The organism is Desulfovibrio sp. (assembly GCF_035644575.1).
GTDB lineage: Bacteria > Desulfobacterota > Desulfovibrionia > Desulfovibrionales > Desulfovibrionaceae > Desulfovibrio.
In genome coordinates, this window is record NZ_DASQOG010000224.1 from 1 (window position 1) to 8,953 (window position 8,953).

Genomic DNA, 8,953 nt, shown 5'->3' on the forward strand with positions numbered 1-8,953 from the left:
TTGGCTGGGGGAGGCACAGACTGGCCAGAACACAAAGGGAAAGAAGGGGTTTCATCATAAAAGACCTTCTGAAGAATAAACTCGTCCCGCTCTCATACCAATCACTGAGCGGGGTGGCAAGATTCCCGGCTTTGTGGGCACAAGGAATGATTATTTGATGCAAAAAGCGTGCAAATTTTTTTACTCGTGGAGCGCCTCAGGCGGTGCCGCGCGCAATACAGAGTGTGCCGTATGAACATGGAAAACAGCACGGCTGGAAAAAACGGGCAGGAAGCTGTACAACAGGGCGCAGCCGCAGCAAGCCCCACAAATCCCGCAAGTCCCACAGACAAGGCGCGGACAGCGCAGACCTCTGCAGTTGGCGCGCATACCCCGCTTGGTCTGCTGCTGGGCGGGGCCGCCGTTGTGCTGGCCCTCATGGTGACGCTGCTGACCCTCATTTCCATTGACCGTAGCGAGGCCGCCATGGCCCGCCTGCTGGCGGAAAAGGGTTCATCGTTGATCATCGCCTTTGAGAGCATCCTGCGCTCGGGCATGCGTAGCGAGGCTGGCGTGCGCCTACAGGTGCTGCTGGAAGAAATGGGTGAAAGCCCAGGCATTGTTTTTGTGGCCGTGACCATGCCTGACGGCACCATTGTGGCGCACAGCAACCCTGCCCGCCTTGGCGAAATTTTGCAGGTGGGCTCGCACGAAGCCGATGAGGCCACCATGCGCGACCTTGCCCCCGACATGCTGCCCCACTGGGGTATCATGCGCATGGAGGGGCGGCGCGTGTTTGCCGTGTACAGGCAATTTTCACCGGGCATACGCGATCTGCCAAGGGGCTTTCCCCTGCCGGTAATTTTTCTCGGCCTTGATCTTTCTCCCTTTGAAATAACGCGCAGTCAGAATCGGGACTATGTAGCCATGCTGGCCGCCGTGACCCTGCTGGTGGGGCTGGCCTGCCTGGTGGCCCTGTACTATGCCGAGCGGGCGCGGGAGTCGCGTCAGCGGCAGCGCATGGCCGAGGGCAAGGTGCGCAGGCTTGAAGAAGAAGTGCGCCGCAAGGAAAAACTGGCCGCTGTGGGCAATCTTGCCGCAGGCGTTGCGCACGAAATCCGCAATCCTCTCAGCTCCATCAAGGGCTACGCCACCTACTTCGGCCAGCGTTTTCCCGAAGGAAGCGAAGATCGCGAGGCTGCCAATGTCATGGTGCACGAGGTTGACCGGCTCAATCGCGTAATTATGGATCTCATAGGTCTCTCGCGTCCCAGCGATGTGAGCCCGCACCCGGCGGATCTCAAACTTGTGGTGGATCACGTGACGCGCCTCATCCATCAGGATGCGGACAAGCGCAATGTCAAGATTGTCTGCCGTTCGCCCCGGCGGGTGCCGCTGGCCCTGGCCGACCCTGAGCGCATGGGGCAGGCCCTGTTGAACCTCTGCCTCAATGCTCTGGACGCCATGCCCGATGGCGGGCAGCTCACGCTTGCCATTGTGGAGCGCAAGGGGCGCGTGTGCCTTATGGTGCGCGACAACGGCACCGGTATTGAGGCCAGCCAGTTGCCGCATATTTTTGACCCCTACTATACCACCAAGGGGCAGGGCACGGGGCTGGGGCTTGCCATGGTGCACAAGATTGTGGAAGCACACGACGGCGAAATCAGCGTTACCTCGCGCCCCGCGCAGACTGCGCGCCGTGGTGAAACCACGTTCCGCATCTGGCTGCCCCGCGCGGCGGAAGGCGCGGTGGCGCAGGACAGCCGCAAAAAATAACCTGCGCGGCTGCGGAACGGCTCAGATTTCAGGTTTTGCCAAGCATAAAGTGAGGATACGGTGAGCAACTGCATACTGGTTGTAGACGATGACGATGCCCACCGCGGCATGCTGCGCACCATGCTGCGTTCCTGGGGCTATGCTGTGGAAGAAGCCACGGACGGCGACGAGGCTGTTCCGCTGGTGCGCGAAAAATCCTTTGACGCCGTGCTGACTGACGTGCGCATGGCGCGCATGGACGGCATCCACGCGCTCAGGAATATTCTTGAATATAATCCCGCCCTGCCCGTGGTGCTCATGACGGCCTATTCCTCAGTGGAAACTGCCGTGGAGGCCCTGCGCCTCGGCGCATACGACTATCTGGTCAAGCCGCTGGATTTTGAGGCTCTCAGGCATACGCTTGAAAAAGCCATCGAGCATTCGCGCCTCAGCGTGGAAAACCGCGAGCTGCGCCGTCAGCTCAGCGATGCCGCCGCGCGCCCCGGCATCCTTGGCCGTAGCACCTCCATCCGCGCCATGCAGGAAATTATCGCCACCGTTGCCCCTACCGAGGCCACCGTGCTCATTTCCGGCGAATCCGGCACAGGCAAGGAACTGGTGGCCCGCGCCCTGCACTGCGCCAGCGCCAGAGCGGAGAAACCGCTGGTAACGGTGAACTGCGCGGCCCTGGCCGAAAATCTGCTGGAATCCGAACTGTTCGGGCACGAAAAGGGTTCGTTCACCGGCGCGGATCGCCGCCGCGAGGGGCGCTTTGCCCAGGCCAACGGCGGCACGCTTTTTCTGGACGAAATCGGCGAGATGCCGCTTACCCTTCAGTCAAAGCTTTTGCGCGCCTTGCAGCAGGGCGAGGTGCAGCGAGTGGGGGCCGATGCCGCCATAACCGTGGACGTGCGCATACTGGCGGCCACCAACCGCGACCTGCGCGAAGAGGTGGCCCAAAAGCGCTTTCGCGAGGATCTCTACTTTCGTCTCAACGTCATCTGTATTGAAGTGCCGCCCCTGCGCGATCGCGCCGAGGATATTCCCGTGCTCGCCGCGCACTTTCTGGAACGCTTTGCCAGCCGCAACCGAAAAAGCGTGCGCGGATTTTCGCCGCAGGCACTGGCCTGCATGCTGCGCTACGGCTGGCCCGGCAATGTGCGCGAACTGGAAAACGCAGTGGAACGCGCCGTGATTCTCTGTAACGGCGACCTCATCACCGAGCGCGAGCTGCCCTCTGTGGTCACTGGCCCCGTCCTGCCCGACGAGCGCCAGCCCGAGGTGGACGCCTCCCTGGCAGGCTTGCCCCTTGATGCCGTGGAGCGCCGCGCCATTGAGGAAACCCTGCGCCAGACAGGCGACAACAAGAGCGAGGCGGCCCGGCAGTTGGGAATTACGCGGGCTACTCTGCATAACAAGCTCCGCAAGTACGGCCTGGAGTGATCGGGTTCTTTTGCGCGCTGGCTGCGTCAGCAGCACTTTTTTATTCCGGTCGAGTACCATTAGAGTACACTCCCTTCACAAAAAAGTGCTTCTTCCTTGCCAGTGCACAAAATTTCTCCGCCCGCGCAAGATCACAACGGAATATTCTGATCAATCGCAACGTGAAAAATGGTCTTTGAGATTTTGAAAAGATTTTTGCCCCGCGCCAAGCTGCAATGGGATTCTTAAGGGCGCAGCCCTTGAGCCGCCGGAGGCGTTTTTTATCCGTCCCTCCATCAGCGCCGCACATCCTTGCCACAGGCCTCCGGGATCGGTATTGAACAGGCATGAGTGAATTCAAGAGCAACAGCGGTGATTTCCCGGCTATGGACGTGAGCGCGGATCGGCTTGACCGGATTGCGGATTTTTTTAACGAAGTCGGCATGCTGCGGCACACGCCCCGCACTGGGTACGCCTTTTTGGGCACCGGGCAGGAGAACGTGGCCGAACATTCCTACCGTGTGAGCGTCATGGGCTATGTGCTGGCCCGCATGTGCGGTATGGATCCGGCGCGGGTGACCTATCTTTGCCTGTTCCATGACTTGCATGAGGCGCGCACGGGCGATCTGAACTACGTGAATCACCGCTATGCGCAGTGCCAGGCCCGCAAGGCCCTGGAGGACTGCGTGGACGGAACCGGGCTGGAGCAAGACGTTCTGCCCCTCTGGGACGAGCTGGAGGAAGAAGCCAGCCGAGAGGCCATTCTGGCGCACGATGCCGACCAGCTTGATCTTATCTGCAATCTCAAGGCTGAGCTGGACAAGGGCAATGCCTTTGCCGCCCAGTGGCTGGAAAGCGCGGTCAAACGTCTGCGCAGCCCGGCGGCGCAGCAGGTGGCCGAGGCCGTGCTGCGCGCGGATCACAACCGTTGGTGGTATGGGCAGGTTGAGCGGGAATGGTGGGTGCGCCGAGGTCGCTGAAAACAGATTTTTAGAAGTACGAAAGGCCCGAAACCGGGCGGCGCATTGCTGCGTCATCCGGTCTCGGGCCTTTTTTGATATTTTGGCGGGGAGGAGCAGAGAGGCCTTTTAACTGGCGGCCTGCCTTTTCTCCGCGATACATCATGCAGTTGCAATGCCCTAGTTGGCGACCACGGTGCCAAGCGGGGCATCATCAAGCAGGTAGCGGCGCAGACTTGAAGGCGAACGCCCGTCAAGAATGAGCGCGCGCTGGCAGCCTGCGTCCAGAGCGTTGAGGCAGGCTTCCACCTTGGGGATCATGCCCCCGGTGATGACGCCGGTCTCGCGCAGCTTCTGGATTTCCTTGCGGTTGAGGCTGGGGATGAGCCTGCCGTCAGCATCCAGCACACCGGGCACGTCAGAGATCAGCACAAAATATTCCGCCCCGATGGCCCCTGCCAGCGCCCCTGCGGCGGTGTCGGCATTGATGTTCAGGGCTTCGCCGTTCGGGCCGGAGGCCACAGGGGCCACCACGGGCACATAGCCGCCTTCCAGCAGGCAGCGGGGCAGGGCGGGATCGACCGCTTCCACCGTGCCCACCAGGCCGAGCGCGGGATTTTTCACCCTTGCGCGCAGCAGGCCGCCGTCGCGACCGGAAATACCCGCAGCGCGCACGCCCTGGCGTGCAAATTCGTTGACCACGGCCTTGTTCACCTGCCCGCAGAGCACCATTTCCGCAGCTTCCATGGTGGCTGCATCGGTAACGCGCAGGCCGTCCACAAAGTGGCTCTCAATATTCAGGCGTTTGAGCAGGGCAGAAATCTGGGGGCCGCCGCCGTGCACCACCACAAAACCCATGCCCTGTTCAGAAAGCTGGGCAAGGTCAGTGGCAAAGGCCGAGCTGAGGTCGGGTTTGTCCATGGCGTGACCGCCGTATTTGATAACGACTGTAGCGTTCATCTGTTTGATCCTTTGGCCGTCTGGCCGGAAAGGCTGCTCCGTCACGTGCGCGTTCAGGCGCAGGCGCGGGCCTTTCATCAGTATTGCGTACTTGGTTAACAGTAGGAAGCACTAGCACCCTGCGCGCCGCCCCGCAAGAGTCGTGTGTGACAGGCGTGTGGCGATGCGTATATTTTTTGATTTCTCCGTGCGCAAAATGCGCTGGCCTCTGGCGGCAGAACCCCTCCCCGGCATTGTCTTGGGCCAGTAAAATGGCTATGGATAGTACAATGGAAAACGGGGGGATTATGGCCGCAAAAAGCGCTGCAAAAGACGCATCCCGCAACGAGGACTGGAACAGCGAAGCCTTGGCTGCGGCCAATGTGGGGCTGTGGGTCATTGATATCGACAGAAACAGCGGCCATGTCTCCATGCTTGCCAATCCGGTGACCCTGCGTCTGCTTGGTGCAAGTGAAGAAATGACCCCCGCAGAATGCTTCAACTTCTGGGTAGACAGGGTTGATGCCCGTTCCCGCCCACATCTGTGGGCCATCCATGACGAATTTATTGCAGACACCGCCATGCACGAGGTGCGCTATCAGTACAACCACCCCACGTGGGGGTTGGTGCCTGTGCGCTGCGGCGGGCGGCGCATCAGCGCCGACCATGATGATGTGGTGCGGATTGTCGGTTATCATCAGGATATGACGGAGCTGCACGAGGCCCATCAGAGCCTGCGCGAAGGACTTGTGCGGCTTTCACTGGCCTGTCGGCTGGGCTGGCTTGGAGTTTTTGAAATAGCGCGCCTCGGAAATGCCGGCCTGGATATCACAGGCAATGATGTTTTTTATGAGCAGTTTGGCATCAATACTGCCTCAAATACAGCTGCCAGACTTGAACTCATGGGTTCGCGCATTGTGAGCGAGGATCAGCCCAAGTGGCGCAAACTGTGCGACCCCGCAGGGTGGACGGCTGGCGGGCAGGAGCATCTGGATTTGCGGGTTGCTCACCCGCGCAAGGGTTTGCGCTGGTATGCCCTGGCTTATGAGATTGTGAGCGGGCCGGGAGTGCTGCGCATTGCCGGTTATGTCAGCGATGTGACGGAGGCGCGCCAGCATGAACGTATCCTGCGCGAGGCCAAGGAGGCCGCCGAAGCCGCCAATGCCGCCAAAAGTATTTTTCTGGCCAACATGAGCCACGAGATACGCACCCCCATGAACGGCATCATGGGCATGGCGCATCTGGTGCTCAACACCCCCCTGAATCCCCAGCAGCGCGATTATGTGGAAAAAATCCATTCTACTTGCGAATCCCTACTGGATATCATCAACGATCTGCTGGATTTTTCAAAAATTGAGGCCAATCACCTGGAGCTTGAAAATCTGCCCTTTGAGCCGCGCAAGGAGCTTGAGTCCGTCATGTCCCTGCTGCGGCCCAAGGTTGGGCACAAGCTCAAGGACTTCAGCCTTGAGAGTCAGATGGACCCTCGCGTCCCGGAAATCCTCTCCGGCGATGCCCTGCGCCTGCGGCAGATTCTGCTGAATCTGGGCGGCAACGCCCTGAAGTTTTCCGAGCGCGGCACGGTGCGTCTGGCCGTGGAGCTGCTGGAGCAAAGTGACGGCAAGGCGCGGCTGGCATTTATTGTGAGCGATGAAGGCATTGGCATGTCGCCCGATGAACTGGCCCGTGCGTTTACGCCATTTTCGCAGGCGGATACGTCCATCACCCGCAGATTTGGCGGCACGGGGCTTGGCTTGTCCGTATGCCGCCGCCTGATCTCCCTCATGGGCGGGAGCATTTCCGTGCAGAGCGAGCCGGGTCAGGGGAGTGTTTTTCGTGTGGAGCTGCCCTTTGCCATTTGCAGCCAAGAGTGCGCGCAGGAGCAGGCAGAAGAAAGCAACGGCGACGAAGCCCCATCGTTTCTGGGCCTGCGGGTACTTTTGGCTGAAGACGGCGATATTAACCGCGAGATCATGGAAGTTCTGCTGGAAGACATGGGCATAACATGCATTTCTGCCGTCAACGGGCAGGAGGCAGTGGATATCTGGAACCAGAGGAGCGCTGAGGTTGATATCGTGCTCATGGATGTGCAGATGCCGGTTATGGACGGCTATTCCGCCACGCGCGCCATCAGGGCCAGCAATCTGCCAGGGGCAAAAACCGTGCCCATTATCGCCATGACGGCCTATGCCATGCGGGGCGATGCAGAACGCAGCATGCAGGAAGGCATGGACGCGCACCTGACCAAGCCCATTAACCTTGCCGATCTGCGGCGCACACTCAAACAGTTCAGCCGAGGCCCGGCAGAGTAGAAATGTCTGATGCTCCGCGGGCGGCAGCAGGCTTGCCGAAAGGGGCAAAGCCTCCTGCACTTGCGCAGCGGCTCTTGACACTCAGCCGCCCATGCGCGACCTTCCCCCCAACGCCAGTTTCAAGGAAAGCAACATGACTCAAGTGGTAACCCGATTTGCACCCAGCCCGACAGGGCATCTGCACATAGGCGGCGCACGCACCGCCATTTTTTGCTGGCTTCTGGCCCGCCACTCCGGCGGTCGTTTTCACCTGCGCATTGAAGACACTGATTTGCTGCGCTCCAAGCAGGAATATACCGATTCCATCCTGGCCTCCATGCGCTGGCTTGGGCTGGACTGGGACGGCGAACTGACCTACCAGACCCAGCGGGCCGATGTGTACAACCGCTATGTGGACAAGCTGCTGGAAACAGGCCACGCCTACTGGTGCTCCTGCACGCCGGAAGAAGTGGAAGCCATGCGCGAAGAAGCCCGCCAGAACGGCCTCAAGCCGCGCTATAACGGGCGCTGCCGCGAACGGAATCTCGGCCCCGGCGAGGGCCATTGCGTGCGCCTCAAGGCGCCTGTGGCGGGCAAGGTGGTTTTTGACGATCTGGTGAAGGGCAAGATAGCCGTGGATGTCACCGAGCTGGACGACATGGTTATCCGCCGCGCTGACGGCATGCCCACCTACAATATGGCCGTGGTGGTGGACGACTACGAAATGGGCATCACCCATGTTGTTCGCGGCGACGACCACGTTTCCAACACGCCGCGCCAGATTCTTATTTATGAAGCTCTGGGCCTGCCCGTGCCCCGTTTTGGGCATGTGCCCATGATTCTTGGCCCGGATCGGCAAAAGCTCTCCAAGCGCCACGGCGCGCGGGCGGTCATTGAGTATCAGCAGGACGGCCTGCTGCCGCAGGCTCTGGTGAACTACCTGGTGCGGCTTGGCTGGTCGCACGGCAATCAGGAGCTGTTCACCAAGGAAGAACTGATCGAATATTTTGACGGCACCAACCTGAACCCTGCCGCCGCGGCCTTTGACCCGGCCAAGCTGGAATGGTGCAATGCCCATTTTATGCGCGAGCTGCCCCTGCCCGAACTGGCGGCGCTGGTTGCCCCCTTTGTGGAAGAGGCCGGGCTTGGCGCATTGCCGCAGGAAAAGCTTGAGCCACTGTGCGTCATGTTCCGCGAGCGGGCCAACAACCTCAAGGCGCTGGGCGAGGCCTTCCGTCCGCTGGTGGTGCCTGCCGCAGAACTCAGCTATGTGGAAAAGGACACGGCCAAGCATTTTACCGATGCGGGCAAGGCGCACTTGCAGGCCCTCTCGGCTGTTTTTGCCGCGTGTGAGCCTTTTACCGCTGAGGCTCTCGAGGCCTCGCTCAACGCCTATGTTGCCGACAACGGGCTGAAGTTCAAGGAAGTGGCCCCGCCCCTGCGCACGGCTCTCATGGGCTTTATGGGCGGCTCGCACCTCAATGAAATCATGGCCTTTCTGGGCAAGCAGGAAACCCTTGCCCGACTGCAGCGGGCTATGGGCTAACAGGCGTTTTATAGTCAAAACCTCGCGCAACGGGCAGTTTTGCCACAAGTGCCCGGGTTGAT

At 60.4% G+C, this 8,953-nt stretch carries 6 protein-coding genes; 5 read left to right on the forward strand and 1 reads right to left on the reverse strand.

Going from position 1 to position 8,953, the window contains the following annotated elements; all coding sequences use genetic code 11:
* The first annotated feature begins 231 nt into the window (after positions 1 to 231).
* From zraS to VEZ52_RS12625, 3 genes are all read left to right on the forward strand, one after another.
* Positions 232 to 1,755, forward strand: coding sequence for a two-component system sensor histidine kinase ZraS (gene zraS, locus VEZ52_RS12615; protein ID WP_324837131.1), 1,524 nt, complete (start codon positions 232 to 234; stop codon positions 1,753 to 1,755).
* Positions 1,756 to 1,863: 108 nt separating this feature from the next.
* On the forward strand, positions 1,864 to 3,177 hold the full coding sequence (locus VEZ52_RS12620) for a sigma-54-dependent transcriptional regulator (protein WP_414649520.1): 1,314 nt from the start codon (positions 1,864 to 1,866) through the stop codon (positions 3,175 to 3,177).
* Between the two features lie 326 nt (positions 3,178 to 3,503).
* The gene (locus VEZ52_RS12625) at positions 3,504 to 4,136 is read left to right on the forward strand and encodes an HD domain-containing protein (RefSeq protein WP_324837133.1); all 633 of its coding nucleotides are present in this window, start codon (positions 3,504 to 3,506) and stop codon (positions 4,134 to 4,136) included.
* Between the two features lie 159 nt (positions 4,137 to 4,295).
* On the opposite strand, the gene argB is transcribed toward VEZ52_RS12625, so the two are convergent.
* Positions 4,296 to 5,075: an acetylglutamate kinase gene (gene argB, locus VEZ52_RS12630; RefSeq protein ID WP_324837134.1), complete on the reverse strand. Its 780-nt coding sequence runs from the start codon at positions 5,073 to 5,075 to the stop codon at positions 4,296 to 4,298.
* A gap of 287 nt (positions 5,076 to 5,362) precedes the next feature.
* Here argB and VEZ52_RS12635 point away from each other — a divergent pair, with 287 nt between their 5' ends.
* Both VEZ52_RS12635 and gltX read left to right on the forward strand, forming a co-directional pair.
* Positions 5,363 to 7,366, forward strand: a complete 2,004-nt coding sequence (locus VEZ52_RS12635; RefSeq protein WP_324837135.1) for a hybrid sensor histidine kinase/response regulator — start codon at positions 5,363 to 5,365, stop codon at positions 7,364 to 7,366.
* Between the two features lie 133 nt (positions 7,367 to 7,499).
* On the forward strand, positions 7,500 to 8,891 hold the full coding sequence (gltX, locus tag VEZ52_RS12640; RefSeq protein WP_324837136.1) for a glutamate--tRNA ligase: 1,392 nt from the start codon (positions 7,500 to 7,502) through the stop codon (positions 8,889 to 8,891).
* The last annotated feature ends 62 nt before the right edge of the window (positions 8,892 to 8,953 follow it).